Origin of the sequence: Microbacterium sp. F2, assembly GCF_052274505.1 — a bacterium.
GTDB lineage: Bacteria > Actinomycetota > Actinomycetes > Actinomycetales > Microbacteriaceae > Microbacterium.
Genome location: NZ_JBNVBV010000003.1, coordinates 188,513 through 215,231, shown reverse-complemented (window position 1 = coordinate 215,231; position 26,719 = coordinate 188,513). Strand labels below are relative to the sequence as shown.

At 67.3% G+C, this 26,719-nt stretch carries 24 protein-coding genes and 2 tRNA genes; 13 read left to right on the top strand and 13 right to left on the bottom strand.

Translation table 11 applies throughout. From position 1 onward, the window contains the following. Positions 1–4: 4 nt before the first annotated feature. From ACQVDU_RS08740 to ACQVDU_RS08710, 7 genes are all read left to right on the top strand, one after another. Positions 5–529, top strand: coding sequence for a flavin reductase family protein (locus ACQVDU_RS08740; RefSeq protein ID WP_443476892.1), 525 nt, complete (start codon positions 5–7; stop codon positions 527–529). 99 nt (positions 530–628) lie between these two features. Continuing rightward, positions 629–1,465, top strand: a complete 837-nt coding sequence (locus ACQVDU_RS08735) for a pyruvate, water dikinase regulatory protein (RefSeq protein WP_443476891.1) — start codon at positions 629–631, stop codon at positions 1,463–1,465. A 36-nt stretch (positions 1,466–1,501) separates the two neighbouring features. Continuing rightward, complete coding sequence (gene ppsA, locus ACQVDU_RS08730) at positions 1,502–3,895, top strand: phosphoenolpyruvate synthase (RefSeq protein WP_443476890.1); 2,394 nt, start codon at positions 1,502–1,504, stop codon at positions 3,893–3,895. 41 nt (positions 3,896–3,936) lie between these two features. Continuing rightward, a complete protein-coding gene (locus ACQVDU_RS08725; RefSeq protein WP_443476889.1) occupies positions 3,937–4,560 on the top strand; it encodes a hypothetical protein in 624 nt (207 codons plus the stop codon). Between the two features lie 160 nt (positions 4,561–4,720). Further along, positions 4,721–5,755: an acyl-CoA dehydrogenase gene (locus ACQVDU_RS08720; protein WP_443476888.1), complete on the top strand. Its 1,035-nt coding sequence runs from the start codon at positions 4,721–4,723 to the stop codon at positions 5,753–5,755. Continuing rightward, a complete protein-coding gene (locus tag ACQVDU_RS08715) occupies positions 5,752–7,119 on the top strand; it encodes a PIG-L family deacetylase (RefSeq protein WP_443476887.1) in 1,368 nt (455 codons plus the stop codon). Before ACQVDU_RS08720 ends, ACQVDU_RS08715 begins: the two co-directional genes overlap by 4 nt. Further along, positions 7,116–7,832, top strand: a complete 717-nt coding sequence (locus tag ACQVDU_RS08710) for a glycosyltransferase (RefSeq protein ID WP_443476886.1) — start codon at positions 7,116–7,118, stop codon at positions 7,830–7,832. Before ACQVDU_RS08715 ends, ACQVDU_RS08710 begins: the two co-directional genes overlap by 4 nt. Here the strand turns inward: ACQVDU_RS08710 and ACQVDU_RS08705 are convergent. Both ACQVDU_RS08705 and ACQVDU_RS08700 read right to left on the bottom strand, forming a co-directional pair. Further along, positions 7,829–8,998: a MalY/PatB family protein gene (locus ACQVDU_RS08705; protein ID WP_443476885.1), complete on the bottom strand. Its 1,170-nt coding sequence runs from the start codon at positions 8,996–8,998 to the stop codon at positions 7,829–7,831. The genes ACQVDU_RS08710 and ACQVDU_RS08705 overlap by 4 nt on opposite strands. 58 nt (positions 8,999–9,056) lie before the next feature. After that, positions 9,057–9,557, bottom strand: coding sequence for a cupin domain-containing protein (locus tag ACQVDU_RS08700; RefSeq protein ID WP_443476884.1), 501 nt, complete (start codon positions 9,555–9,557; stop codon positions 9,057–9,059). Between the two features lie 353 nt (positions 9,558–9,910). Between ACQVDU_RS08700 and ACQVDU_RS08695 the strand changes: the two genes are divergently transcribed. Further along, on the top strand, positions 9,911–10,219 hold the full coding sequence (locus tag ACQVDU_RS08695; protein WP_443476883.1) for a hypothetical protein: 309 nt from the start codon (positions 9,911–9,913) through the stop codon (positions 10,217–10,219). Between the two features lie 101 nt (positions 10,220–10,320). Here ACQVDU_RS08695 and ACQVDU_RS08690 read toward each other — a convergent pair whose 3' ends face one another. From ACQVDU_RS08690 to ACQVDU_RS08660, 7 genes are all read right to left on the bottom strand, one after another. Continuing rightward, positions 10,321–11,049 carry a hypothetical protein gene (locus ACQVDU_RS08690; RefSeq protein ID WP_443476882.1) on the bottom strand — a complete coding sequence of 243 codons (729 nt, stop codon included), beginning with the start codon at positions 11,047–11,049 and terminating at the stop codon, positions 10,321–10,323. Next, a complete protein-coding gene (locus ACQVDU_RS08685) occupies positions 11,028–11,696 on the bottom strand; it encodes a hypothetical protein (RefSeq protein ID WP_363378994.1) in 669 nt (222 codons plus the stop codon). The genes ACQVDU_RS08690 and ACQVDU_RS08685 overlap by 22 nt, the downstream gene beginning before the upstream one ends. 78 nt (positions 11,697–11,774) lie before the next feature. Next, positions 11,775–12,302 (bottom strand): helix-turn-helix domain-containing protein, encoded by a 528-nt coding sequence (locus tag ACQVDU_RS08680; RefSeq protein ID WP_443476881.1) that lies wholly within the window; start codon positions 12,300–12,302, stop codon positions 11,775–11,777. A gap of 100 nt (positions 12,303–12,402) precedes the next feature. Next, the gene (locus ACQVDU_RS08675; protein WP_443476880.1) at positions 12,403–13,644 is read right to left on the bottom strand and encodes a hypothetical protein; all 1,242 of its coding nucleotides are present in this window, start codon (positions 13,642–13,644) and stop codon (positions 12,403–12,405) included. Between the two features lie 77 nt (positions 13,645–13,721). Next, positions 13,722–14,243 carry a DUF1877 family protein gene (locus ACQVDU_RS08670; RefSeq protein WP_363378997.1) on the bottom strand — a complete coding sequence of 174 codons (522 nt, stop codon included), beginning with the start codon at positions 14,241–14,243 and terminating at the stop codon, positions 13,722–13,724. A 376-nt stretch (positions 14,244–14,619) separates the two neighbouring features. Further along, a tRNA-Ser gene (locus ACQVDU_RS08665) sits at positions 14,620–14,708 on the bottom strand. Between the two features lie 76 nt (positions 14,709–14,784). Next, positions 14,785–16,071: an LCP family protein gene (locus tag ACQVDU_RS08660; protein ID WP_443476879.1), complete on the bottom strand. Its 1,287-nt coding sequence runs from the start codon at positions 16,069–16,071 to the stop codon at positions 14,785–14,787. A 299-nt stretch (positions 16,072–16,370) separates the two neighbouring features. Between ACQVDU_RS08660 and ACQVDU_RS08655 the strand changes: the two genes are divergently transcribed. Further along, on the top strand, positions 16,371–18,470 hold the full coding sequence (locus ACQVDU_RS08655) for a DUF4012 domain-containing protein (protein WP_443476878.1): 2,100 nt from the start codon (positions 16,371–16,373) through the stop codon (positions 18,468–18,470). Between the two features lie 374 nt (positions 18,471–18,844). On the opposite strand, the gene ACQVDU_RS08650 is transcribed toward ACQVDU_RS08655, so the two are convergent. The 3 genes from ACQVDU_RS08650 to serS form a co-directional block, all read right to left on the bottom strand. Beyond that, positions 18,845–18,929: transfer RNA gene (locus tag ACQVDU_RS08650), tRNA-Ser, on the bottom strand. Between the two features lie 78 nt (positions 18,930–19,007). Further along, the gene (locus tag ACQVDU_RS08645) at positions 19,008–19,916 is read right to left on the bottom strand and encodes an HAD family hydrolase (protein WP_443476877.1); all 909 of its coding nucleotides are present in this window, start codon (positions 19,914–19,916) and stop codon (positions 19,008–19,010) included. After that, positions 19,913–21,178 carry a serine--tRNA ligase gene (gene serS / locus ACQVDU_RS08640; RefSeq protein ID WP_443476876.1) on the bottom strand — a complete coding sequence of 422 codons (1,266 nt, stop codon included), beginning with the start codon at positions 21,176–21,178 and terminating at the stop codon, positions 19,913–19,915. The genes ACQVDU_RS08645 and serS overlap by 4 nt, the downstream gene beginning before the upstream one ends. Positions 21,179–21,240: 62 nt before the next feature. Between serS and ACQVDU_RS08635 the strand changes: the two genes are divergently transcribed. The 4 genes from ACQVDU_RS08635 to ACQVDU_RS08620 all read left to right on the top strand — a co-directional run bounded on the left by ACQVDU_RS08635 (position 21,241) and on the right by ACQVDU_RS08620 (position 26,298). Next, the gene (locus ACQVDU_RS08635) at positions 21,241–22,323 is read left to right on the top strand and encodes a diacylglycerol/lipid kinase family protein (RefSeq protein WP_443476875.1); all 1,083 of its coding nucleotides are present in this window, start codon (positions 21,241–21,243) and stop codon (positions 22,321–22,323) included. A 78-nt stretch (positions 22,324–22,401) separates the two neighbouring features. Continuing rightward, a complete protein-coding gene (locus ACQVDU_RS08630; RefSeq protein WP_443476874.1) occupies positions 22,402–23,775 on the top strand; it encodes a DUF222 domain-containing protein in 1,374 nt (457 codons plus the stop codon). 42 nt (positions 23,776–23,817) lie between these two features. Continuing rightward, positions 23,818–24,864: an LLM class flavin-dependent oxidoreductase gene (locus ACQVDU_RS08625; protein WP_443476873.1), complete on the top strand. Its 1,047-nt coding sequence runs from the start codon at positions 23,818–23,820 to the stop codon at positions 24,862–24,864. 63 nt (positions 24,865–24,927) lie between these two features. Beyond that, entirely contained in the window at positions 24,928–26,298 is a 1,371-nt protein-coding gene (locus tag ACQVDU_RS08620) for a cryptochrome/photolyase family protein (RefSeq protein ID WP_443476872.1), read from the top strand. Here ACQVDU_RS08620 and ACQVDU_RS08615 read toward each other — a convergent pair whose 3' ends face one another. Continuing rightward, entirely contained in the window at positions 26,299–26,718 is a 420-nt protein-coding gene (locus tag ACQVDU_RS08615; RefSeq protein WP_443476871.1) for a hypothetical protein, read from the bottom strand. Position 26,719: the final 1 nt, after the last annotated feature.

The following is a 26,719-nucleotide window of genomic DNA, read 5'->3' as shown; positions in this document are numbered from 1 at the left end:
ACCCATGTCTCAGTACTCGGCACCCGATGTGCCGTTCTCCCCCCGCCAGTTCCGTGACACCCTCGGCCACTACGCGTCCGGGATCACGATCGTGTCGGGCATCGACGATGGCGAACTGATCGGCTTCACCTGCCAGTCGTTCTTCTCCGTGTCGATCGACCCCCCGCTGATCTCATTCAGCGTGATGAAGACCTCGACGACCTACCCCCGGATCGCCGCCACCGGCAGGTTCGCCGTGAACGTCCTCGCGCACGACCAGCACGAGATCGCCAACCAGTTCGCCCGGCGGGGCACCGACAAGTGGGCCGGGGTTTCCTGGAGTCCCGCCGCCTCGGGAAACCCGATCATCGCAAACACTCTGATGTGGGTCGATTGCGAAGCGTGGGCCGAGCACGAGGCCGGTGACCACCTGATCGTCATCGGGTCGGTTGTGGGGATGAGTCCGGCCGAGTGGCACCGCGAGGAACCGCTGCTCTATTTCAAGGGTTCCTACCGTCACCTCCGCGACCTCGACCAGCTCGCCGGGTGAGCGAGGCCGGCATCGCGATGCTTGCCCATGCGTAAAGAAGACCAAATCTTGACGCACAATTCGGCGAAAAGCAGGGGCAAATCTCCCTAGCCTCGAGGCATGCATCCTGCCCTGAGCGACCACGCGCGCCCGAGCCGCGCCGTGTTCTTCGTCTCAGACAGCACCGGCATCACTGCCGAAACCCTGGGCAACGCGCTCCTGGCGAACTTTCCCGGATTCCGGTTCGAGCGCCACACGATTCCGTTCGTCGACACCGCCGAAGCGGCAGCGGCGGTGGTGCAGACGATCACCGGTGCGGATGCCGCGGGCCTGGCGCCCATTGTCTTCTCGACGATGAAGAACGCGACTGTCGGACGCGTGCTCGATACCGCGCCGGCGCCGCGCATCGACCTTCTCGGTGGCCACCTCACCGATCTGGAGCGAACGCTCGGCACGACGGCATCCGAACAGCTCGGGCAATTCCATACCCTCGGTGACACCGAGGCCTACTTCGCGCGGATGCGCGCTGTGGAGTACGCCATCGAGCATGACGACGGGCAGAGCTCGCGGGCGCTCGAGTTCGCCGACGTCATCATCATTGCCCCCTCGCGCTGCGGCAAGACCCCGACGACCATGTACCTCGCGCTGCAGTACGGCCTCCTGGTCGCGAATTACCCGCTCACCGACGAGGACTTTCCCACCGATGGACTCCCGCGGCTCGTCGCCCCGCACGCCGAGCGCTGCTTCGGCCTCACCACGACGCCCCTCCGCCTGAGCCAGGTACGCCACGAGCGGCGCCCGGACTCCCGCTACGCGAGCCTCGCGCAATGCACCCTCGAGCTGCGCCGGGCAGAGGAGCTCTACCGGCGCACCCGCGTCCCGTTCCTGAACTCCTCGACCAAGAGCGTCGAAGAGATGTCGGCGATCATCCTGCAGACCCTGAAGCTTCGCGCCTGACCATCCGTCACGCCCCGCCCTCACAAAGGAGCATCCATGAAGAACGTCCTCTGGTTCGACGAGATCGGTATGACCGACCTGCCCGCCGTCGGTGGCAAGAACGCCTCACTCGGTGAGATGGTCTCTCACCTGTCAGCGCTCGGCGTGCGGGTGCCCGGCGGGTTTGCCACGACCGCCGACGCCTACCGCCGCTTCCTGGCCCACGATGGCCTCGGCGACCAGATCGCAGCCCTCCTGCGGGACCTCGACACCGACGATGTCGCCGAGCTCACCCGCGTCGGCGGCGAGATCCGTTCCCGTATCGAGCAGCATCCCCTCCCGGAGGACCTCGAAAGCGACATCCGCGCCGCGTACGACCGGCTGCTGCACGAGGATGCCGAACCGGATGCCGTGACCTGGGCGGTTCGCTCCTCGGCGACCGCCGAGGACCTGCCCGATGCATCCTTCGCCGGGCAGCAAGAGACGTTCTTGAACATCGGAGGAATCGAGAACATCCTCACGGCGATCCGTCGGGTCTTCGCGTCGCTCTACAACGACCGCGCGATCGCCTACCGCGTCCACCAGGGCTTCGACCACACCGAGGTCGCACTGTCGGCAGGTGTGCAGCGCATGGTGCGCTCGGATGTCGGAGCCGCCGGTGTCATGTTCACCGTCGACACCGAGTCCGGGTTCGATCAGGCGGTCTTCCTCACGAGTTCGTACGGGCTGGGGGAAGCTGTCGTGCAGGGCGCCGTCAACCCCGACGAGTTCTACGTTTCGAAGCCGGCCCTGCGCGCCGGCCGCCCAGCCGTGTTGAAGCGCTCGGTCGGTGAGAAGGCGGTGGCGATGCGCTACACCGACAGTCGTGCCGCGGGCGCGAGCACGGCGTTCGTCGATGTTCCACTTGCTGATCGCGCCCGGTTCTCACTCACGGATGCCGAACTCGAGGAACTTGCCCGGCAGGCGCTTGTCATCGAAGAGCATTACGGCCGGGCGATGGACATCGAATGGGGCAAGGACGGCGTCGACGGTCGCCTCTACATCCTGCAGGCGCGTCCCGAGACTGTCGTGTCCCGCGCATCGGCGAACGTCATCCGCCGGTTCCGGCTTCACGAACGCGGCACCGTACTGGCCGCGGGGCGCGCCATCGGCCAACGCATCGGCTCGGGACCCGTCCGTGTCCTGAGCGACCTGGCCGAGATGGACTCGTTCCGTCCCGGAGATGTTCTGGTCGCCGACATGACCGACCCCGACTGGGAGCCCATCATGAAGCGGGCGGCCGCGATCGTCACCAATCGCGGAGGACGCACCTGTCACGCCGCGATCATCGCGCGCGAGCTCGGCATTCCCGCCGTCGTCGGCGCGGGGGACGCCACTCGCATCCTGGGCGACGGACAGGATGTCACGGTCTCGTGCGCCGAGGGCGACACCGGGTTCGTCTACGAAGGCCCGCTGGAGTTCGCCGAGGAGGAGACGCACCTCGACCGGATGCCGGAACTGCCCGTCAAGATCATGATGAACGTCGGCACGCCCGACCAGGCGTTCTCGTTCTCGCGTCTTCCCCACCGCGGGGTCGGGCTCGCGAGGCTCGAGTTCATCATCAACCGGCAGATCGGCATCCATCCCCGCGCCCTGCTCGAGGCTGACACGCTGGATACCGAGCTGAAGGCCCAGATCGACGAGCGCGTCGCCGCCTACCCGTCGCCGCGTGACTTCTTCGTGCAGCGTGTCGCGGAGGGGATCTCGATGATCGCTGCAGCGTTCGCGCCCGAACCGGTGATCGTTCGGATGAGCGACTTCAAATCGAATGAGTACGCCAACCTCATCGGCGGCGAGCGCTACGAGCCGCACGAGGAGAACCCGATGCTCGGCTACCGCGGGGCATCCCGCTACATCTCCCCCGACTTCCGTGCCTGCTTCGACATGGAGTGCGAGGCGCTGCGGTACGTGCGCGACGAGATGGGCTTCACGAACGTCCAGGTCATGATCCCGTTCGTCCGCACCGTCGGTGAGGGCCACGCCGTCGTCGAGATGCTCGCCGAGAATGGCCTGCGTCGCGGCGTCAACGACCTCAAGGTCATCATGATGTGCGAGCTGCCGACCAACGCCCTGCTGGCCGACCAGTACCTGCAGTTCTTCGACGGCTTCTCGATCGGCTCGAACGACATGACCCAGCTGACGCTCGGTCTCGACCGCGACAGCGGTCTGGTCGCGAGCACGTTCGACGAACGCGACCCCGCGGTGCTGCAGCTGATGTCGATGGCGATCCAGGCCTGCCGAGCGCAGGGGAAGTACGTCGGCATCTGCGGCCAGGGCCCGAGCGATCATCCGGATCTTGCCGAATGGCTGCTCGCACAGGGCGTGGAGTCGATCTCACTGAACCCCGACACGGTCGTGGAGACGTGGATGCGACTTGCTGCCGAAGCACCGGTCGAGGTGGCAGCTGACTGATCCTCGACTTGCGCCAGCCGGAGGTACGCAAGAATGCAGAGATGCGTTCAGCACCGGAGAACGGCATGAGGGCGTTGGGGGCGGCGATGGTGTTCACGGCCCTCGCCGCCTCAACTGTCGGCTGCGCGTCGACCGAGCCCGCCGCGCGCGAGGTCCTTGCCCAGCGCGCGACGGCGGCTGGGATCTCCCCCGACCTTGTCTACGTGACAGGCGTCGACGGATACGACCTGGCACCGCAGTCTGTCGGGCTCACAGGGGCCGAGGGGATGTCTGCATCCTGGGTCAATACCCAGACCGGCGGGATACTGACCGTTCGCACCGACCGTGGGACGCTGACCACCGAGACCTGCCCGGAGGTGCCGCTCTGGGACACCCTCGATGACGTCACCTGCACCAGCGAGGGTGATATCTGGCATCGATTCTCGGGCTCCGTCGAGGAGTACATCGTGGCCCGCGACGGTGCTCTGATCCGCGTCACGGGAGCAAACCTCGCCGACCCCGCCGACCTCGAAGCTGCCGCCGAGGCTGTGCGCGTGCCATCGGATGCCGAGCTCGACCTCCTCTTCTCCGACCTCCCCGACGGGCCTGCCCAGCCGATCGAGCGGGGAGACCTACCGGAGAACGGCGACGGCGCCCCTATCGATCCCAGCAGCCCCGGCGGCTGACCGGCATCGTTCGTCGGTACACATTCCGTCCGCTTCATGCGATGTCAAGCCTCCTTCGCCGAACCGTTAGTCGGTTTAGGCTCCCGGCCGGAGGTGGACCATCATCATCGATTCGAACATCGCGACTCACCAGCCCATACCGGTGAGCGACGAGGGAGGCTTGACTCTCAGCGCGCACGCGAACGCCACGACGGTGCGGGTCCGGCGTGCCATCGCCGCGGCAGCGGAGACGGATGGGTTCGGCACTGGCCTCACGGCGACCCTCGGATGGTGCGTGGAAGTCGGAGCGTGGGCGCCACGGGTCGGTGAGGGTCGTACGGCGGAGTTGTGGGAGCTTCTCGCCGGCACCGCTGCAATCGACGTGGGCGCTGCGCGCACCCTCGAGCCGCACCTTGACGCACTGACGATCCTCGCGCAGGCCGACAGGGGCGATCTCAATCGGCCCGAGGACACCTGGGGAGTCTTCGCGGCTGAGGGTCCCGGCTACCACCTCGTCGCCGAAAAGTCAGGTGCGGGGTGGACCCTCCGGGGCACCAAACCGTGGTGTTCTCTTGCCTCGCGCCTCTCCCGAGCTCTCGTGACGGCGACGCTGGATGACGGGCGCCGGCGCCTGTTCGCGGTCGACCTTCGCGCGGATTGCGTTCGAGCGCACGACGGCCCGTGGGTGGCACGCGGGCTGGCGAACATCGTGAGCGCACCGGTCGACTTCGACGATGCCCCGGCCGTGCCCGTCGGACCAGCAGGGTGGTACCTGGAGCGGCCAGGGTTCGCATGGGGCGGGATGTCTGTCGCTGCCTGCTGGTGGGGCGCTGCTACCGCCATCGCGGGGCGACTGCTGACCCCCGCGCAGTCAACGAATGCCGACCAGCTCTCACTCGTCCACCTCGGCCGCGTCGACGCAGCCCTCTGGTCGGCGCGTGCCGTGCTCGCCGAGGCAGCCGAACTGGTAGACGACGGCCGATCGAAGCAGGTCGGCGAGCGGCTGCTGAGTGAACGCGTGCGCACCGTCGTGGTGGATGCCGCGGCACTCACGCTCGCTGAAGCTGCCGAGGCGCTCGGCCCCGGTCCACTGACCCGCGACGAGCGGTACGCCCGGCACAGCGCCGACCTCCACCTCTACCTGCAGCAGCACCACGGACTGCGCGATGTGGCGCGGATCGGCCGCGAAACTGCTCGGCAGAGTGCCGCGTGGTGAGCTTCAGCCACCTCGATGAGGGCACAGCCGAGGAGCAGTGGCTCGCGGACCCTCGGCTGCACTCCCTGCCCCTGTTGGAGTCCGTGCCCGGCGAACTCATTGTCGTCGCCGCCCATCCGGATGACGAGACCCTCGGTGCCGGTGGACTCATGCGACGCGCCGCTGCCGAGGGGGCCCGGGTGAGCGTCATCGTCGCGACCGACGGTGAGGCGTCGCATCCGGAATCCCCGACGCACGAACCCGATACGCTCCGCGCGAAGCGGCGTCTCGAGGTGATCGAAGCGGTGTCTCTTCTCGCGCCGAGCGCGCGTGTTCAGTTCCTGTCGATCCCCGACGGCGAGGTGGATGCGCACGCGAGCGTCGTCGAGCACGCCCTGGCAGCCGCCCTGGATGCGACGGATGCCACGCCCACGCAGACGATGATTGTCTCGCCCTGGTCAGGAGACGGTCACCGCGATCACCGGGCCGTCGCCCGCGCCGTGCGGGATGCCGCCTCACCCCGCGGCGTGCGTTATCTGGGCTATCCGATCTGGATGTGGCACTGGGCTACTCCCGATGATGTGCCCTGGTCGCTGGCGCACGCTGTGCGGCTGACAGAGGACGAGAGGGTACGCAAAGTCTCCGCGCTGCGCGCTCATATGTCTCAGGTGCAAGCTCTCTCGAGCGAGCCGGGTGACGAGGCCATCGTGCCGCCGCGACTTCTCGCTCACTTCACGCGCGACCGCGAGGTCTTCCTAGACGAGGCGCCCGGCGACGAGGCCGCCACGCTGCGCACCGCGTTCTTCGAGGACTTCTATGACCGCCACGACGATCCCTGGGGATTCGAGACGCGATGGTATGAGGAACGCAAACGCGCCGTGCTCTTGGCTGCCCTGCCGACCCGGCGTCTGGGCAGCGTTCTTGAGATCGGGTGCGCGACGGGGTTACTGACTGCACCGCTTGCCGCGCGATCCGACAGGGTCCTCGCCCTCGATGCATCAGAGCGCGCCGTTGATCGTGCCCGGAACCGGCTGGCCTCGGCCGACAACGTCACCGTTTCACGCGCGCACGTCCCGACGGAGTGGCCCGAGGGCACGTTCGACGCCGTTGTGCTCTCCGAGGTCGGGTACTACTTCGACTCGGAAGATCTGGACGCACTCATCCGCCGAATCGACGCGGCCCTCACCGATGACGGCATCGTCGTCGCGTGCCACTGGCGGCATCCGGTGGCGGAGTACCCCTCGACCGGCGATCGCGTACACCACACGCTGCGGCGGGTGCCGGGGTGGCGCAGGACCGTGCTGCACGAAGAGGACGACTTCGTGCTGGAGGTCTTTGGCCGCGGCGCTGCCGAGTCGGTGGCGGCTAGGGAAGGCTTGACATGACCGACTCCACGATCGAGGCGCTTGCCGTCGTGGTCCCCGTCCACAACGAGGAGCGGCTTCTCTCGCGGTGTCTGGCATCCGTGGAGGCCGCCGTCTCGCGGCTGAGCTTGCCGTGCACGGTCTTCGTGGTGATCGACGCGAGCACCGATGGGTCGTGGGCGGTCGCGCAGCGGCATCCGTTCACCGTCATCGAGATCGGAGCGCGTTCTGTTGGCGCTGCCCGCTCGGTCGGCGTCGCCGCTGCGCTCGATCACCTCGCGCAGGTGCCCCACCGGCGAACCTGGATCGCGAACACCGACGCGGATTCCGTGGTGCCGCCGAACTGGCTCACGCTGCAGCTCAAGCTCGCCCGGGCGGGAGCCGACGTGGTCATCGGCACCGTACGGCCAGAGTTCACCGATCTCAGCCCGCGGCACCGGCAGCTGTGGCTCGACACGCACACGCGCGGCCACCCGAACGGACATGTCCACGGCGCCAACCTCGGGCTGCGGGGTGATGTGTATCGCGGAGCCGGCGGCTTCAGCGATGCCCCAGAGCACGAGGACGTGATGCTGGTCGACCGCTGCCGCGCAGCCGGGGCGAGGGTCGTCGCCAGCGACGCAGCAGAGGTCGTCACCTCGGGTCGGCTCGTCGGACGCACCCCCGGGGGCTACGCGGCGTACCTTCGCGACCAGCATCGAGCTCTTGGCGCAGTCGAACCGGAGCCCGCTTAGTTCGTCGGTATCGCAGCAGCGAGCCGGCGAACGATCTCGTCGAGCACAGGCTGAGGTGTCGCGAAGATGAGGCGCGCGAATCCCGCGCCGGCCTGTCCGCACATTGTTCCCTCGGTCAGGACCACGGATGCTTCCCTGGCGAAGTACTCCGCGGGCAGCTCCTCGACCCCGGCGCCGCGGAAATCGATCCAGCCGACGTAGGTGCCCTCCGGCTTCGGCATCCAGGCTCCCGGGAGATGCTCGGCGAGGAGTGAAAGGAGGCGGTCGCGGTTGCCCTCAAGGTAGGGGACGAGGTCGGCGAGCCACGCATCCCCGCTGCGGAACGCGACGGCGTTGGCGATCGCGCCGAGGTTGCTCGTGCCGTGGCCCGAGAACCGCCCGATTCGCTCCCACGTCTCGCGGTCACGGTCGCTCGTGAGCACGAGTTCGGCGCACTTCAGGCCGGGGAGGTTCCAGGCCTTCGAGGCGCTCATGGCCGTGATCGTGTGCTCAGCCGCCGCGGGTGTCACCGTTGCGTACGGGATGTGGGCCGCTCCCGCGAAGACGAGCGGTGCCCAGATCTCATCCGAGAAGACGCGCCCGCCGTTGCGGTCGACCACCTCGGCGATCCCGATCAGTTCGTCTCTCGGGAACACCCGGCCCACGGGGTTGTACGGGTTGCACAGCAGCAGCAGGTTCCCGCCCTCGTCGAAGGCTCGCTGCAGGGCGTCGAGGTCGAACTCGTAGCGTCCGTCCCGCACGGCGAGGGGCATCTCGATGACCTCGCGACCGCGCATCGGCGGCACCATCAGGAACGGCATATAGGACGGAGTGGGGACGATGATCTTCGACCCCACCTCCGAGCAGTGCTCCATCGCGAGCTCGAGCCCCATGATGACATCCGGGATGCCCCACACGTCGCTGGCCGGCACGTTCCAGCCGTAGCGGCGCTCGAGGAACCCGGCTGTCGCCTCCGACAAGTCGACGGCGATGCGCTGCGGCATGTACCCGAAGGCCCCCTCATCGACCGCCGCGTGGAGAGCGGCGGTGATGGCGGGGTCGACGCCGAAGTCCATTTCGGCAACGAACGCTCCGATCGAGTCATCCGTCGCCGACCACTTCGTCGCGCCGGTCGCGCGAAGCTGCTCGATCGTGATGGCGTCGATGCGCCGGGCGAAGTCAGTCATGCGTGCTCTTCCTGCTCGTGGCCGCTCTCACGATAGCTCGCACCAACGACGCTCGATCTCAGGCGCGGACGCCGGTCGTCAGCTCGGACATGGTGGCATCATCGAGCCATGCGGGCCGCACGATTCTCATCGGCGGTTCGACTCGCACCCTTTCGGGAGTCCAGGCCGGCGTGACGACCGAACAGATCAGTGCAAAGCCGGCGGGGTCGACAAGTCGAAGCGCCTTGTAAGACCCGGCCGGCACGGTGATCATCGGCCGAGTCTCCTGAGACACCACAGACCTGGTCACCACGCCATAGCTGTTCACGACCACATACTCGACCGGACCACCGTCAACGATGACGTGAGTGTCATCGACAGCAAGCCAATGCCACGCATTGATCGGGCGACGGGGGTCGAGCAGGTAGTAGATGGCGTTCGCAGCTGGCGATGCCACACCGTCGATGGTTCGAACCTCTACATCCGAACGGAAGGCCGGAGCCCACCATCCCGATTCACCCTCGAGCACGCGCAGTCCCAGTCGCTCGATCCATTCGTCTGCTCGCGGATGACGGGTCACGTGCTCCATCATGCCCGCACGCCGCCTGGAGAAGAGATCGGCTCGGTGACGTTCAGGACAAATGGCGGAGACGGAGGGATTTGAAATCGCGCCGATGGGAACCGAGACAGGCCGAAACCGCATGATTCTGCGGGTTCTGAGGTCGCGAACGTGCTCCTCAATCAGTGGAGCCGGCTTCGATTCGTGGCAGAAATGTGGCGGGCTAGTGAGCGCGTTCGAAGTGACGACCACCGCTTCGGAGTCGGCCGGCGGCCTCTCAGCCGCCAGCGACCGCGAGACGTTCTCCTCGTCAACAGCATCACACGTCGCAGCGAGCCTGTGGGGATGTCGGGGGCGCGACGTAGCGTGGCGTCATGACGACCAACAGCGATGTCCTTGTGGAAGGCGAACCTGCCGGATTGCTCCTTGAAGCACTGACGGCCCTGATGCAGAACTCCGAAGAAGTCGACGGCCTGGTCAGATTCGAAGGCCCGTTGGTGGGCGATAGCGGCGCCGCGCTCGTGCACGCGCTCGGAAGGGTCACGGCAGAGTTGCACGCCGACGACATGCGCAGTTTCCTCCCCGGAGCAACTCCCAACACACGCACAGAAGAGCAGCGGGCCGCCGACGCCTTCCTCGTCCTCGTCAAGCGACTTGACGAGGACATCACCGGGCACGCATGATTCCGCGGGTTCTGACGTCGCGAACAGCGTCCTCGGTCGGTCGGCCGGGTTCGATCCGTCGGAGAGACGTCGCGGCACTACGGCGCTCCTGAGGACCTCACTCAGGCCGCGGAGATGGCTGCGATGATCGCATCCGCTGCGCGCTGCCCGATGGCGCGGTCGTTGGCATCGAGAATCATCCAGGCGTCGTGGCCGCTGTCGGCGAGCTGATCGAACGCGGGCCGCAGGTGCTGCTTGTCGCGTCGGGTGAGCCGGTCCAGGCCGAGACCGCGCCGACCTCCGGCGGCGGCCATTAGCACCACAAGATCGTCGAGGTGTCGGCCTCGGTCGCGCTGGTCGACGGCGTAAGCGGCGGCCTTCGCAACGATGGCGCCGAGAGCATCCGGCACCGCAATGCGGACAACGCGGTCTGCGCCATGCAGGTCGTACCAGTCTCGGCGGTCGATCGCCTGCCGGGCTGCCGGGGCCTGGAAGATCGATCGCCGCGCCCACCGCGCGGACGCGCCTCGTTCCACCATGACATCGACGGACTCGTCACCGCGGTCGAATCGATGCAGCACACTGCGACCGTGAGACTCCGCCGGGCGGAGTCCGATGTTCTGGAGCGGACCCGCGACGGCGCTGACGCTGGCCGCTGCGATGTTCAGTAGCAGGTCGACGTCTTCGGTCGGGCGCGAGGCGGTGATGCCGGCGCGCAACGCGTGGGCGTGCACCATGAGCCCACCAACCAGCACCCAATCGCCCGGGGCCGTGACGTCGGCGATCTCGATCAGCAGGCTCCAGGGACGCTCGTCACCCGGGACGACGATCAGGTGTTCCGCGTCAGCCACGCCTGCCTCATCTCTTCGAGCGCGCGCACTCCGATCGAACGGACACGGGACGCCGCCGACCGGGCGCAGTCCGCCGCGACGAGCGCGCGCGGCGCCGTATCGCCGACGATCCAGGACAGGTCCCCGGATCGGAACGCGTGGATCGCAACCCCGCCGTCGCCGTGCTCCACCAGTCCAGCGTCGTCGATGAGGTCGTCCAGCTCGCCCTCGCGAAGGTACCCGTGGATCGTGTCCGACTGCCCGACGAGCCGCTCTCCCAGCACATCGATCGCGGATTCGCCCGTAGGTACCAGAGCGTCCCGAGCGACATCCGGATGCCGGGCGGTGAAGCGCCGCACCGTCACCGACTGCGCCAGTCTGCGCCACAACACGTCGGTCTCCGTCGTGCCGATCAGCTCCCGCGTTCTCGCGTCGGTGGTCTCACCGGTCGACAGCGCATCGATGACCGATCGCACCCGGCGCTCGGACCAGGGTCGGCCGCCATCGGTGGCGATGCGCGCGCGCTCGCCGACGGAGGCGAGGTCGACGAGCCAGCCCCGGGCGCTGATCCGTCGCCCGACGAGTTCGCCGGACCGCAACATCTGACTCACCCGCTCCTGCGACAGCCCCAGGCGCCGCGCAGCATCCGCCGTGGTCACCTCAGACATTCGTAACCCTTCGCTCAAACGAATAGTTATGATTCTAAGGCACGAGTGCGCATTCGGCGAGCTCCCCAGCCAGCCTGCTCACGTACGGCTCGCAGCCCGCCTCGCTGCGACCGCCTTCCTCGCCGCCTTGAGGTCCTCGAGCGTCTGCTCGACGTTGTCTTCGTCAACAGCATCACGCGTGGCGGCGAGCATGTCGTACTGACGCTCACGCCGGCGCTCTCGGTATTCGAGCAGATCCGCGAGGAGAACGCGTCGGTGCGTTCCCGCCTTCTCGAACGGGATCTCACCCTCGTCGAGGAGCTTCACAACGGTTGGGCGGCTCACGTTCAGAAGATCCGCGGCCTGCTGGGTCGTCAGCCGTGTTGTCTGGGGCACAACCGAAACGGCAAGCCCACTCTGCATTGCGTCCACGATCTTGCGGAGAGCGAGGTAGACCTCTTCCGGAAGCTCCACCTGGTCACCTGGACGCGCCCCCGCAAGAAAGTACCTTGGCTCGGGAAGAGCCCTGCCAGCGGCCTCATGGGCGGTGAGGAAGTCCAGCACAGGGGCAAGCTCGACTCCTCTGCTGGGAAGGTACGTCTCTTCAACAACTGCAGCGCGAGACACGGGAATCACCTCAATACGCGTAAACGCAGGAGGTTGCGTTTGTTGCGATTAGAGTACCACGCGTCACCGACGGATCAGTACATGGACTGGCTCGACACTGTCAGAAGACGCGGATGCCGGCGTCCGCGAGCGCGTCACGGGCTCTCCCCCATCGGCGGTCGTCGGAGTAGATCCGCCACTGCTCGGCGAGGCCCTCGTTGTGGACGAGGTCACGGAACCGTCGGAACGCGCCCGCGCCCTCGATCGCACGGGCGAGTCGGTCACGCAACGCATGATCACGCTGGCGGAGCGCGAACGCTTCCATGTCCTCCCACCCCTCCCGCGATCCAGCCCTCTCGAGCCAGACCCTCCGATCAGGTTCCGCCTCGACATCAATCACCGCGTCCTCGCCAACGATGGCAGGGTCGGTGAAGTCTCCGCTGAAGGCCTCACCGGTCAGGAGGTCGACGTAGACCGTGCTCGACTCTCCGGAGCCGCCCTCCAGAAGCGAACTGAGCTCGTCGAGGTCGACGGGAGCCGTGTGCGCTGCGGGCGGCTCGCGTCGCAGCAAGGCCAGCAGATCCTCGGAAAGCACCTGGTCCCCAGGGCCGCTGCGCGTGATGAGCCGGTTTATCAGCGAGAGCGCCACCGGCTCCGCCTGGCGGCGTCGGCTGCGCAACGCCATGGCCATTCCGGAGCCGAGCTGCTGGAGCGCGTCATCGATCTCCCGCCCCGTCAGCGCATCGAGGAAACCCGCCGGATCGGCTGCCGCGACCGCCTGACGGACGGCCCGGATGTCGAGCTCCGCCAGAGCATCCGCCGCTGGCCACCGATGGGCCTGCATCGGATGCAGCACCCGTGGCCGCGGCGGCATCGGCGACTCGCCGTCGTCGCCGTCCCAGTTCCTGCCGTACTGGTCGGGGATACTCCCCCACCCCCAGTACGGCAGCGGCTTGTCGGGCACGATCCCGACCGTATCGAGCGGATCGATCTTGCGCTCGCCGACCACACATCGGTGCACCCAGTTGTCGCCGAGATCGAACGTGTACTGGAACATGGCGCCGAGCGTCAGCATCCGTCCCACCTTCGCCGACTCGATATCCAGAGCGGCCACCACCGGCCCGAACGAACTGGACGCCAGCTCCTGCCCGGTCTCGTCGTCGGTGATGACACGACCGTCGGCGAGCGTGAACACCGAGAGGTGCGAGCGATCCCAGCGCGCGAACGCATCATCGATCGCCTCAGCCAGATCAAGGAACGTGTGCGACGGCGCAACCGCGAAGATCCGCCCCGGCCACGGCCACAGGTCCTCACCCCGCCCGCCCAGGAGCTCCACCCTCACCGACAGCCACGTGCGCGCCATACAGCGAGCATGGCACGCCGGCACGAGCGGCTACACGAGCCCGGACTTCCTCACGATCGCGATGCGAGTCATTCGGATCACCCGATGAGGTAGACCATTCCACGGGCGTCCGCTGCGAGCGGCTCGACGAACTCCTGTGCCCGCGTGAGGTAGTCGAGGACGTAGTTGAGCTCGTCGTCATCGCCGGCTCCGTGGCGGCTGCGCCAAGTGCGCGCCCACGTTCGCACCTGAGACTCGTCGATGGCGCAGAGGTCGTCCCGAATCGCCGGCACCTCCTCCGGAAGGATGGTCCTCACCCACGGGTCCCACCCCATGTCGTGCATCGTCACGTTCCCCTCGAACATCCGGTAGCACGAACCGGCGGCGGGACTTCGGGGCCCCGAGCGCGTGAGGGACTGCAAAGCAGACCATGCCTTGTCGAGATAGAGCATGTCGCGCTTCGGCGAGACCTGCTCGAACGTCGCGACACTCAGGCTCGCGTGCGGCTCCAGGCCCCATGCGTCAGCAAGCGGATCGCTGGAGAGGATGCTCTGCGGGTCATCGACCGCCTGCTGAGCGCGGTCGGCATCGAAGGCATATGCGTAGTAGCGGATTCCCATGCGGCCAGCATCCCGACGCAGGCGCAGCCTCGATCGCCGCATCCGACGCCGTGGCGAGAACGCTTTCGAAGCCCGCGCTGTGGAGGAACCGACGAGCCGCGGGCGCGAGCGTCTCACAGCCCCGAGACCGAGGGATTCGACGTGCCGGTCTCGGACCGAGGCGCGCAGCCCCTCGGTCTCCGACGTGGCAAGTTCGTGGCAGAACGCGCCACCCACAGCGTTATGCCCGCGTCCGTGACGATCGGCATAGCAATGTGAGCGGCCCACGCGGTGGTCCGCCGATCGGGCGCTGACCAGGGATTCAGTTCTGCCACGATTTGCCACGAACCGAATCGGGCCGAAACCGGCTCACCTGATTGAAACGAGCCCACCTGAGCGGAGACGGAGGGATTTGAACCCTCGGTCCCCGTAAGGGGACTCCACCTTAGCAGGGTGGTGCACTAGGCCTGACTATGCGACGTCTCCAGGCATCCGTGCCCGAATCGGGCGGATGACCTCGTCAATACTAACCGCTGCGGTCCGCCGCGACGAATGGATGCCGTCAGCCGAGGTTTCCGACCGAGCAGGTGCTCTGTGCTGCGGTTGAGCCGGTGATCGAGTTCGGAAGAACCACGGCTTCCTGCGCAGGAGCATCGGTAGGCGCGGCTGTCGCACTCGGGTCGGTGGTGGCCTCGGGAGCCGGCTCCTCGGTCGGAGTCACATCGACGACACTTCCGTTCATACCCGCCGTGCCGGTGAGCTCGATCGGAGCGTTCGCCTCGAGTGCCGCCCAGAGCTGGTCGGCGGCGGCGTAGTTCGGCACGACCTTGTTCGGGTCGTCGGGGTCGCCGTTGACGGGGTACTGAACGAACACGATGTCTGAGAAGGGAACGTCCTTGATCGCGAGCGCGATCTGCACGAGCGTCAGCGGGTTGGTCAGGCTCGAGCTCTTCGTGATGTTGTCGATCGCCACGGTCGCAAGCCGGTAGAGCGTCGTCGGGTCAGACAGCACGTTCTCGCTCACGAGCTTCTTCGCCAGGCTCGACATGTACTGCTGCTGGTTGCTGATCCGGCCAAGATCCGAGCCGTCACCGACACCCTTGCGGGTGCGCAGGAACGCCAGCGCCTGGGTTCCCGAAACGGTCGAGATCCCGTCGGGTAGATAGAGGCCCGCGAGCGGGTCGCTGATGCCGCCCTGGACACACACGTCGACGCCGCCGATCGCATCGGTGATGTTGATGACACCGCCCCACGTGACCTTCGCGGCGAACGGGATGCTCTGGCCGCTCAGCTGCGAGATGGTCTTGACGACACAGGACAGCCCGCCGCCCTCTGCTCCACCGCCCGCATAGAACGCGGAGTTCAGGGGCTGCTTGCTCATTGCGGAGGATGTCGAGCCGTCACCGCGATCGCACGAGGGGATAGGAACCATCAGGTCGCGCGGGAACGAGATGACTGTCACGCGACGCGGCGCATCCGAGATGTGCACGAGCATGTTGACGTCGTTGAGTTCTCCCTCCGAGTCGGAACCCGAACAGCGGTCGCCGAAGATCGCAGAGAACTCGGGCTCGCAGGCATCCGTGCCCGCGACGAACAGGTTGACGCCACCTTCGATCGCGCCGATGTCGGGCGGAACGACGACCTGGTCTTCGAGTTCGACCGTGTTCTCCGTGACGTAACTGGCGGCCAGGTCGTAGACGGCATAGGCGGCAACTCCGGTGCCGGAGACCAGGACGACGGCAACGACGATACCGAGCGCCTTCATGAAGACCGAGAACGGATGCGGCGACCTCAGCGCCCCATGACGGGCCACCGTCTGGCGGCCGCGCTGCGGTGCTGTCTTGCTCACAAAGTTCCTTCCGATGCCCGTCGCAACCCACCTCGGTCGCTGGCTGTGCGACGCGTGGCTCGACTCCGGCTGCGCGCGATCCCTTTCGGTCACACGTCGTTGACCTCTAGGACGTCGGGTGTTGGCGCAGCCGAAGAACTGACGCCTTAAGAAAGGTAGGTTATGCCATGGCCGCTGGACATGCACTGTGCGGTCGCTGACCACGCCTCCTCACACGCATATGCAATGTTCAGCGTCCGTTCGGGCTTTCACGGCCCGCGCTCGGTTTCCCGCAACACGGGCCCGGTAACATCAGCGCCGTGACCACCGTTGACGGCGACCGGCAGGCCGATTCCGTCCCGGCAGGCGAGCCCTCCCCCAGCAATCAGCCCGCCCTGAGCGCGGGCCATTCGTCAGATTCGCAGGCCATCACCCGGCGGACCCGGTCGAGTGCGCCATCCGTCGTCCCGAAACCGCCGACGACCCGGCGTGAGACACGGACACGGCGCTCCCCGGCGCGGCCGCTGGCTCGGCACGCCGCACCCGAGTCGGGAGCGTCGCGCAGGCGGCGCGGATGGCGGACGTTCTGGATCGCGCTCAGCCCCCTCGGGCTGATCCTGGTCGGAACCGTCATTCTGGGAGGCGTCTTCGCGCTCCAGGTGCTCGAGGTCCGCGATGACCTCGAAACCGTCAAATCGCAGCTGGGTGGACTGGCAGAGGCCGCCGTGTCGGGCAACACCGACACCCTCCAGCAGGCGGGCGATGAGATCGTCGCTCGCACCCAGCGCGCATCCGAGACCGCGAACGGTCCGCTCTGGGATCTGGTATCCACGCTCCCCCGTATTGGCAACAACGTGCTCGCGGTGCGCACGGTCGCCGAAGCCGTGAACACGATCGCGAGCGAATCGATCCCACCCGTCGTCAACATGGTCTCGGCCGCCAACGTGGACGAGCAGCGCGCCGAGGGCAGCCTCGGGATCAACCTGCAACCGTTCCTCGAGGCCGAGACGGTGCTCCCGACGATCATTTCGTCGTTCGAGGATGCCTCAGCCATCGCGGCGAACATGGACCGCACCGACGTCTTGCCGGCCGTCTACGAGCCGATGGACGAGATGGTCGGGCTGCTCAACCAGGCGATCCCGATCCTTAAAGTGGCGCAAGAGAACCTCCCCGCGCTCTTGCAGGCAGCCGGCGCCAACGGACCGATGCTCTACCAGGTCATGATCCAGACCCCCGCCGAGATTCGTGCGACCGGCGGCGGCGTCGCGCACTGGCTGATCCTCAAAGTTGATAACGGGCAGGCAGAGCTCGTGGGTCAAGACAACGGCGTCGACCTGATGTACACGCGGCTTCCCTCGCTCGGGTTCGACACCGTCAACGGATCCCTGATCACCCTCCCCCGCGACGTCAAGTCTCTCTACCCTCGCGAACTCGTGAGCTGGTCATCGAACTTCACGATGACGCCTGAGTTTCCACGCGCCGTTGAGCTCTTCCAGGCGACCCGCGAGTGGGAAGACCTGCCCGAGTTCGACGGCGCGATCTCCATCGACCCGATCGTGCTTGCGCACCTCATCGAGGCGACCGGGCCTCTCACCCTCGATTCGGGCGAACAGGTGACGGCCGAGAACACGGCGTCGCTGCTCATGAGCGAACCGTACGAAAGGTTCGGTGCCGACAACGCAGCGATGGATGCCTACTTCAATGAGGTGACATCGAAGATGTTCAGCGCGCTCACCAGCGGCAACTGGGAGTTCGGCGCCATGTGGGATCAACTCGTGCGCAGCGCCGATGAAGGCCGCATCCAGGTGTGGTTCAACGACCCGGGCCTCGAAGCTTTCGCGACCGAGTACGGCCTCGACGCCTCACTGCGCGAAGACAACACGGATGCCACGCAGCTCGGGATCTACTTCAACGACTACTCGATCGGCAAGCTCAACTATCACCTGGCCTACGACCAGCACGCCACATGCAACGTCGACGAGCGCACGATCACGGTCACCATGAACCTGCACAACAGCATCACCAAAGACATCAAGAGCGAGTACACGCTCGGGCTTCGCAACGTGAATCGCGGTATCGATCCCCGCACGATGATGCTCGATGTCCTCTTCTTCGCGCCGCCCGGTGGCGAGATTCTGTCGACCGATCCCAAGCGCGGCGATTACCAGGACTCGTACTTCCGTGACCGCTCGGGCATCGACCACGGGAACAAGGGGCTGAGCCGCACCCTGCTGCTACCGATGGGTGAGTCCCGCACGGTGTCGTACACGGTTCAGTTGCCCGAGGGTCCGCTCGGTCCGCTGCAGCTGCGCCACACGCCGGGCGCAAACGACACCCCGGTCACTGTCGACGCGAACTGCGCGAGCCTGTTCGCCAGCCCCGAAGGCTCGACGAACATCTCCCTGACGAAGATCGGCTGAGCCCGAAGCGCCGCCACTCAACCGGCCATAACGACGAAAGCGGGGCCCCTCCGGGACCCGCTTTCGTCGTTGCGGAGGGTGTGGGATTCGTCCCCACCGCCACTCCACACGCCGCTTCGCGACGCGCGGAGCCTCCGGCGGCGTGGGCCCACCCAAGGGTTCGAACCCGCCGCGTCCGACAATCGGAAGAGGCGCCGCCCTTCGGGCGACGCCTCTTCCGATGGCGGAGGGTGTGGGATTCTCCCCACCGCCCCTCCACACGCCGCTGCGCGGCGCGCGGAGCCTCCGGCGGCGTGGGCCCAACTGCGTTCGTATCCCGCTCAACCGGCCATAACGACGAATGCGGGCCCCTCCGGGACCCGCTTTCGTCGTTGCGGAGGGTGTGGGATTCGAACCCACGGGACATTGCTGCCCACTGGTTTTCAAGACCAGGTCCATCGGCCGCTCGGACAACCCTCCCGATGACGCCGCGCGCGGCATCCATCGAACGGCGTCCACTCTATCCGACCACCCAGGCGACGTTCTCGCCTCGACGAGTCAGAGCGCGCGAAGGATCGCTGCCACGCCGCCCTCGTGAACGGATGTCGTGATCTCGCCGGCCGCATCGAGCACTTCCTGCGGGCCCTGCGCCATGGCGATCGCGCGACCCCCGTTCTCGAGCGCCCACGCGAACATGCCCACGTCGTTGCGGCCGTCACCGATCACGAGCACCTCGTGCGGGTCGAAGCCGAGCCACTCGCGCACCATCTCGAGCGCCGTCGACTTGTCGATGCCCGGCGGGGCGATGTCGAGCCAGGCGGTCCAACCGATCGCGTACGACACCTCGTTCAGGCCCACCTGCGCAACGAGGTCGACGAAGTCCCCCTCCGCGTGATCCGGCGAGACGACAACGACGCGGCAGACCGGCTCGCTGGTGAGCTCGTCGAAGGCGACGCGGCGCGCGCCGAGCAGGTTCCAGTCGTCGAGCTCCTCGGTATACAGGCGGCTGCCGTCTTCGAGTTCGACCATGTACTTCGCGTCGGGCAGGTGCTCGCGCAGCAGCGTGACGACCTCGGTCGCGTCGAAGGTCTCGGTGTGCACCTGCTCGTAGCGCACCTCGTCACCCTCGATCTTCTTGAGGATGACGGTGCCGTTCGAGCACACGACGTAGTCGGGTTCGATCTCGAGCACGCGCACGACTCCGCGCGTGCTCGCCCACGAGCGACCGGTCGCGAGCATGACCTCGTGCCCGGCGCGGCGAGCGTGCTCCACGGCCTCGACGACGCCGGGGCTCAGGGTCTCGTCCTCGAGCAGCACCGTGCCGTCGATGTCCAGGGCGATCAGCAGCCGCGGCGTGCTCCGCGGGTGGCGCTCGGTCTCTTCAGCGAGCTCCTCGACGATCTCGGCGGCATCCGCTTCGGGAACCGCCTCGACCTCGCCGGTGTGCGGCACCGCGGAATCCGTCACGCGACCGGCTCCAGAATCTCCAGCCCGCCGAGGTACGGGCGCAGCACCTCGGGCACCGCAACGGACCCATCCTCGCGCTGGTGAGTCTCGAGCAGCGCGACGATCCAGCGCGTGGTCGCGAGCGTCCCGTTGAGCGTTGCGACGTGCTGGGTCTTGCCACCGTCGGGGCGGTGGCGGATGTCGAGCCGACGCGCCTGGAACGTCGTGCAGTTGCTCGTGCTGGTGAGTTCGCGGTACGCATCCTGCGTGGGGACCCACGCCTCGACGTCGTACTTGCGAGCGGCACTCGACCCGAGGTCACCGGCGGCCACGTCGATGACCCGGTACGCGAGGCCGAGGTCTTGCAGCATCCGCTCCTGCATCTCGACGAGGCGGAGGTGCTCGGCTTCGGCATCCTCGAGGCTCGTGTAGACGAACATCTCGAGCTTGTTGAACTGGTGGACCCGGATGATGCCACGCGTGTCCTTGCCGTACGAACCCGCCTCGCGCCGGTAGCACGTCGACCAGCCGGCGTAGCGTTTGGGGCCCTTCGCGAAGTCGATGATCTCGTCCATGTGGTAGCCGGCGAGCGGAACTTCGCTGGTACCGACGAGGAAGAGGTCGTCCTCTTCGAGATGGTAGATCTCGTCGGCGTGCTCGCCGAGGAATCCGGTGCCGCGCATCACCTCGGGGCGGACGAGGGTCGGCGGGATGACGGGAATGAACCCCGCCTGCAGGGCGCGGTTGAGGGCGAGGTTCATGATCGCCAGCTCGAGGCGCGCACCGATCCCGGTGAGGAAGTAGAAGCGGCTGCCCGACACCTTCGTGCCGCGCTCCATGTCGATGGCGCCGAGGATCTCGCCGATCTCGAGGTGGTCGCGCGGGGTGAAGTCGAAGGTGCGCGGCTCGCCGTACGTGCGGAGCGTCACGAAGTCAGCCTCGCCGCCAGCCGGAACACCGTCGATCACGATGTTCTCGATGCGCGACAGTGCCGCATCAGCAGCCTCTTCGGCGACCGTCACCCGCTGCTGGGCCTGCTTGACCTGCTCGCTGAGCTCCTTAGCCTCGGCGACGAGCGCTGCCTTCTCTTCTTTCGGCGCCTGCGCCACCCGCTTGCCGTGGGAGTTCTGCGCGGCTCGGAGCTCCTCGAAGGCCGTGATGGCGGCGCGGCGCTCACGGTCGGCGTCGAGGGCGGCATCCACTGTCTCGGACGAGTGCCCGCGAGCCTCCTGCGAGCGCTTGACCAGCTCGGGATTTTCACGAAGCAGCACGGGATCGATCACCCGATAAGTCTGTCACAGCGCCCGGAACCGCCTCCGCCCGCGGAGAGGGTTATCGTGTGTGCATGACGCACGCTTCCGCATCCGATGAGGAAGCAGCGCCGACCAACGATCCCGGCACCGATTCACCCGTCGATTCCGCCGGGCACGAGGCGCAGCCGGGGGATGTCAAACGGGCAGCTCTCGTTTATAACCCGATCAAGGTCGATCAGGATGCCATCCGCGCATCGGTCGAGCGCGAATCCGCCGCCGCCGGATGGGGACCCCCGCTCTTTTTTGAGACGACAGTCGACGATCTCGGGCAGCTCGCGACCCGCGAAGCGCTGGAAGCCGGAGCGGATGCCGTGCTCGTTGCCGGCGGCGATGGCACCGTCCGGGCGGTAGCCGAGGCGCTCACCGGGACTGGCGTTCCCTTGACGATCGTGCCGTCGGGAACAGGGAACCTCCTCGCGCGCAACCTGCAGCTCCCCCTCTCGCCGCCCGACGCGATGGTGACAGCCACCTTCTCCGGCGATCACGAGACCATCGATGTCGGTATCGCGGAGCTGCGGCGCGCCGACGGCTCGCGCCACGAGCACGCGTTCGTCGTGATGGGCGGCATGGGCATGGATGCCGCGATGATCGCCAACACGAACAGTGATCTCAAGAAGCGCCTCGGTTGGATTGCCTACGTCGACGGAGCGGCTCGGTCCCTGTGGAGCGCCAAACCGTTTCGCATTCTGTACGAGGTTTCGGGACAGCGGATGCGGACCGCCCGCGTGCAGAGCGTGCTGTTCGCCAACTGCGGGTCGCTGCCCGCTGGCCTGTCGCTGATCCCCGAGGCGTCGGTCGCTGATGGTCAGCTGGATGTCGCGGTCATCCAACCCAAGGGCTTCTTCGGCTGGTTCTTCGTGTGGCGCAGGGTCGCATGGATCAACGGTTTCCTGCGCCGCCACTTCCACCGCAGCCGGGCATTCCTGAAATTGCGGACCGCTGACAACGCGATCGTCTACTCCCGCGGGACGACCGTCGAGATCATGCCGGAGGCAGCCCAGCCCGTGCAGCTCGATGGAGACGAGTTCGGCGAGGCCGTGCGGATCGAGTGCCGCATCGAGCAGAAGGGCCTCGTCATCGCGATCCCCGCCGGTCACGACATCAGCGGAGCGTGAGTCCGCAGGTTCGTGTCGGTGTTTGAGCACGGCCGAGGCCGCCGGTTCAATGTCCGAGGCCCCTGTCATCATTAGAACATGTCTTCGAATGTCGGGAAGGGTGACCGGTCGATCGGACCGGTGATCGGGTACACGGATGCCGACCTCGGCGCCCTGTGCCAGATCGTCGCCGACTTCGAAGACGTCGAGATTCGGGCAGCTCGCGAAGAGGTAGCTCGCGTGCGAGTCCTCGCTCGCGCCGGCCAGTTGGCGCGGAAGCAGGCGATGGGCCAGACGGCCAAGGTGCGCGCCCACGACATGGCGCTGCGGTCGATCGCGCTGGAACTGGGCGCCGCCTCGCGGGTCAGTGACCGGTCGATGCAGCGCCAGATCAATGACGCCGTTCAGCTCGTCGAGGACTACCCCACCCTGCTCGCGGCACGCGAGACCGCGGCGATCACCCGTCAGCACGTCACCCTCGTCGTCGAGGCTGGCGCCCCGCTTCCCGCCGAGGTGCGCGCCGAATTCGACCGGCTGGCCACCGAACGATGCCTGACCGACTCGGCGAACCGGGTTCGCGCCGCTGTCATGATCCTCGCCGAGCGCATGCACCCCCGCACGCCGCAGGAGCGCCACCAGGATGCACGCGAAGGGCGCGCCGTGCGGATCAGGCCGTTGTCAGACGGAATGAGCGAGGTCTGCGCGCCGGTGCCGACCGTGATCGCTGTCGGCATCGACGACCGGCTGACCCAGATGGCGCGCGCAGTCATCGATTCGCGGCCAAGCCCGGCTGCCCCTGAGGAGGGGCCCAACGTTCACGGGAACGTCTTCACCGGCGATGCCCGCACGATGGATCAGATCCGGGCCGATCTGTTCGCACAGCTGCTCCTCGCTGGTTCGCCCGTTGCCGACCCCGTCGCCGGAGACGGAGAAGGCCCGCTCGGCGCGATCCGGGCGAAGGTGCAGATCGTCATCCCCGCGCTCACCCTGACCGACATCGACACCGCCGGACCCGCCGACCTCGTCGGGCACTCTCCCATCGACCCCGAGACGGCGCGTGAGCTCGCCGCTGGCTCGACCTGGTGGGAGCGGTTGGTCACCCACCCGGTCAGCGGCACCGTGCTGGCAGCAGACGGGTATGCCAGGCCCGCGGCGCTCGACCGCTGGCTTCGGGCCCGGGATCAACACTGTCGGACACTCGGATGCCGCATTCCCGCCGTCCGCTGCGAGGTCGACCACAACGACGATTACGCCAAGGGTGGCAAGACCGAGCACGGGAATCTCTGCCATTTCTGTCAGCGACATCATTCGATGAAGCAGTTCACGGCCTGGCAGGTGCAGCAACTCGACGGCGGCATCCTTCAGTTCACCTCGCCGACCGGCCGGATCTACACGGACCGTCCGCCGCCGGTCTCGGTGCACTTCCCACCAGACGGCCCCACGAATAGTCAGAGCGAACCAGCGCCCTTCTGACGCACCGGAATGGGATCGAGCCGCCCGGCGTTGCATGGAGCGATGTCTGCCGCACCGCTTGCCCTCTCCGTCCTCGACCTCGTGCCGGTCCGCACCGGGCAGACCAGCGCACAGGCGGTCACCGCTTCCCTCGCCACCGCCGATGCGGCCGACCGACTCGGGTACCGGCGCTACTGGTTTGCTGAGCACCACAACATGCCGGCCGTCGCCTCGACAACTCCGCCGGTCCTGGTTGCAGCAGCCGCGGTGCGCACCTCCCGCATCCGCCTCGGCTCGGGAGGTGTCATGCTCCCGAACCACTCGCCGCTCGTCGTCGCCGAACAGTTCGCCGCGCTCGAAGCGATCGCCCCGGGACGCATCGACCTCGGCATCGGCCGCGCACCCGGAAGCGACCCCGTCATCACGCAACTCCTGCGGCAGTCCGGAACCACGAGCGACGTCGACCGCTTTCCCGACAACATCCGCGACATCCTCGCCCTTGCCTCCCCTGAGGGCGCGAGCCTGCGCTTCACCTCCGGCCAGGAGTACGCCGTCCGCGCGACCCCCGCGGCGACCGCCGCACCAGAAGTCTGGCTGCTCGGCTCCAGCGACTACTCGGCGCAGCTCGCGGCATCCTTGGGTCTTCCCTACGTCTTCGCCAACCACTTCTCCGGAGACGGTCTCGAACGGGCGCTCGACCTGTACCGCTCGCAGTTCCGACCCGCAGCAGAAGGCGACACCCCGAGGACGTTCCTCACGGCAAACGTCGTCGTCGCAGACACGGATGCCGAAGCCCGCGCGCTTGCCCTCCCTCAGGTGCGGATGATGGCGCGGCTTCGCGGCGGGCGTCCGCTGATCGCGCTCGAAACCGTCGAGCAGGCGCACGCCGCCGAGGCAGCCGACAGCCTGGCGGCGCCTCTGGAGTCCTGGGCAGCTGAGCGCTGGTTCATCGGCACACCAGACGCCGTGACCGAGCGACTGCGAGAGTTCGCAACCCGGTGGCAGGTAGATGAGGTCATGATCTCGCCGGTCGCCGCAGCACACGACAGCGACCCGATGGATGCCGCACCCGCCCGCCTTCGAACCCTCGACCTGCTCGCGGCAGCGTAATCTCCGCCGCTGAATACCGCACGATCGGGCCCTACGGTACTCGGGCGCGGCTAGCATCCCAGGGTGACCTCTCGCACGATCGTCTGGTTCCGAGACGACCTGCGGATCGGTGACAACCCCGCTCTTCACGAGGCTGTGCAGCGGGGCGAACCGATCGTTGCGGTGTATGTCCTCGACGAGCAGTCCCCCGGCATCCGACCCCTCGGCGGCGCCAGCCGCTGGTGGCTGCACCACAGCCTGAGCGCCCTCGAGGGCGAGCTGCACGGGCTCGGCATCACTCTCATCCTGCGGCGAGGAGCCGCGGGCGAGATGATCCGCGAGCTCGTCGCCGAGATCGGCGCTGACGCGATCTACTGGAACCGACGCTATGGCCTTCCCGAGCGCGACATCGATGCCCAGCTGAAGTCCCAGCTGCGGGATGCCGGGCTCGATGTGCGCTCGTTCGGCGCGAACCTGCTCTTCGAACCGTGGACTGTCCGTACCGGGTCGGGCACACAGTACGGTGTCTTCACGCCGTTCTGGAAGGCGTGCCTGGCACTCCCCGAACCGCGCGAGCCGCTTCCTGCCCCCACAGGGGCACGCGGCGCCCGACCCGCCATCGACAGCGACGACGTGACCGACTGGCAGCTCCTGCCCACCGACCCCGACTGGGCCGAGGGTTTCCGCGAGACGTGGGAGCCGGGCGAGGCGTCAGCTCACGCCCGGCTCGAAGCGTTCCTCGCCGACGATCTGCCCGACTACGCGGCAGAACGTGACCGGCCCGACCGCGCCGTGACCTCCCGCCTCTCCCCGCACCTGCGGTGGGGCGAGATCAGCCCGCACGAGATCTGGCATCAGACCAACGCCCGGCACGCGCAGGGTCCCCACGCGACCGCGGCGCAGAAGTTCCTCACCGAAGTCGGCTGGCGGGAGTTCGCGTGGCACATCCTCTTCCACTTCCCCGAGCTTGCGACCAAGAATTGGCGGTCCGAGTTCGACGCGTTCCCCTGGCCCCGACTGAACCCCGCCAGGCTCGAGGCCTGGCAGCACGGACGAACGGGCGTCGCACTCGTAGACGCCGGCATGCGCGAGCTCTGGCACACCGGAACAATGCACAACCGGGTGCGGATGGTGACGGCATCCTTCCTCACCAAGAACCTGATGATCGACTGGCGCAAGGGCGAGCAGTGGTTCTGGGACACCCTCGTCGACGCGGATGCCGCCTCCAACCCGTTCAGCTGGCAGTGGGTTGCCGGCTCCGGCGCCGATGCCGCACCGTACTTTCGCATCTTCAACCCGGAGCTGCAGGCAGCCAAGTTCGATCCCGACGGAGCCTACGTGGGCCGGTGGGCTCCTGAGCACACCGGTGTTGACGCACCGGAACCGATCGTGGACCTCAAGGCCACCCGCGACGCCGCCCTCGCCGCCTACGAGACGGTCAAGAACTCGCGCTGACTAGCCGGCCAGGCCCGAGAGCGCGAGGGCACGAAAGACGTTCACCAGAGCGCACACCAGGAGAACGGCGGAAACGGGCGTCCAGATCGCGCGTTCGATGCGGCTCCGCGAGATACCGTTCATCGCCGTGGCGATCGCGAAGAGCGCGACGAGCACCCACAGCACGACGATCTGCCACGAATCGGGAACGGGCCCGGCAAGCGCGGGGATCGCGAGGGCAAGGAAGAACCACGCCACCAGCGCCCAGATCACTGCAGCGACGCCGCTGGAGACCCGCTGCGCCGGCGTGAGCGTCGCGGATGCGCCGCCGTACGCCGCTTTCCCCCACGGCACCCCCGCTGCGAGCGCGACCTGAAATCCGACGAGCACAATGAGCAGGACGACAGCGACCCAGGCCGCGACCGGAGCGAGAGCTTCCATT